This window comes from Mesorhizobium sp. LNHC252B00 (assembly GCF_000502955.1).
Lineage (GTDB): Bacteria > Pseudomonadota > Alphaproteobacteria > Rhizobiales > Rhizobiaceae > Mesorhizobium.
On sequence record NZ_AYWO01000079.1, the window covers coordinates 1 to 1,264 of the forward strand.

A 1,264-nucleotide genomic window follows, 5' to 3' on the forward strand; every position below is an offset into this window, starting at 1 on the left:
GATCGCGAATGTGGGATCGAAGACGAGATTGTCCACCGCCACATTGACATCGGCGGTTGTCTCGAGAAGCGCGCGTGCCGTCTGCCGGGAGAGCAGGTAACCGCCCGTGCCTATGTGGTGCTTGCGGAGCCTGAACAGCGAAAACCCGCCGCCGACGGGCAACCTCTCCCGCTGGATCACGGTAGTGTGGAAGAATGTCTCGAGCTTGACGACATCGGCGTCGGCGGGGATCCAGTTCGTATCGGCAAGCAACGCACCGGCTTTCGCGGAAAACACCATGTCGTCCTCGAAGACGGCGCCGAAGGGCGAGTCGTCTTGCGCGATGATGGCCCAGCAGGCGCGATGGCTGTGCAAGCATGCGATCTCGCTGCCGGACAGACGTCGCACCGCATATCGTGCATGCTGGCGCTCCAGCGCGAGGTCTGGCCGGTCCCTTGCATCGATTGCGGCGACCCGCTCGAATCCGAGGCCGATGCGCGCAAACTCCGCCCTCATATGCGCAAGCCGGTCGGGAGACCGATCGAGGTTGATGACCAGACGCTTCATCTGTTGAACGAATCCAAGGCGGCACCAAGCTGCCAGAGCGCAACAATTTTAATGAGAAGAATTTTGACACGGCAATTCTAGCGAGCAACGTTTAGCATCGATAGCGCGTTTGTATAGGGAAATTCTTCCGATCCGACGACTCCCCAACTCCTGAATGTGAAAGGTCAAAACAGCCCTTGACCTTCCAGTTACTGGAAGCACTACCTCTGCTTCGAAGCATTGCATCGAGGCATCGAAATGACGCATTCAGATCACGATCATCACACGCATGGCGCCCATGGTGGCGGCTGCTGCGCGGCAAAGGGCACGGGCGGAGGCTCGGATGCGGTTCTGCGCGATCCGGTCTGCGGCATGGCGGTGGAGCCGGCCGCCGGCAAGCCGACATCCGAGCATGGCGGCCGCCTCTATCATTTCTGCAGCGAGCGCTGTCGTTCGAAGTTCAAGGCCGAGCCGGGAAGCCACCTGATCGCAGTCGACCCTGTCTGCGGCATGAGCGTCGACCGCGCCGACGCCAGGTATTTCGTCCGCCATGAAGGCCAGGGTTTCTATTTCTGTTCGGCCGGCTGCAAGGCGAAGTTCGAGGCGGCGCCTCAAACCTATCTCGGCGACGGGCCAGCGCCGGCGCCGATGCCCAAGGGCACGCAATACACTTGCCCCATGCATCCGCAGATCATCCGCGACAAGCCCGGCTCCTGCCCGATCTGCGGCATGGCGCTGG

General features: G+C 61.5%; 2 protein-coding genes. One reads left to right on the plus strand and one right to left on the minus strand.

The genetic code is table 11. The annotated features are described in order from the left end of the window. A partial coding sequence (locus X744_RS139810; RefSeq protein ID WP_023763223.1) for a glycosyltransferase family 25 protein occupies nucleotides 1–546 on the minus strand: 546 nt, incomplete at its 3' end. A 237-nt stretch (nucleotides 547–783) separates the two neighbouring features. On the opposite strand from X744_RS139810, the gene X744_RS0139170 reads away from it, so the two are divergent. Further along, the coding region (locus X744_RS0139170) for a YHS domain-containing protein (protein WP_156938661.1) at nucleotides 784–1,264 on the plus strand (481 nt) is incomplete at its 3' end.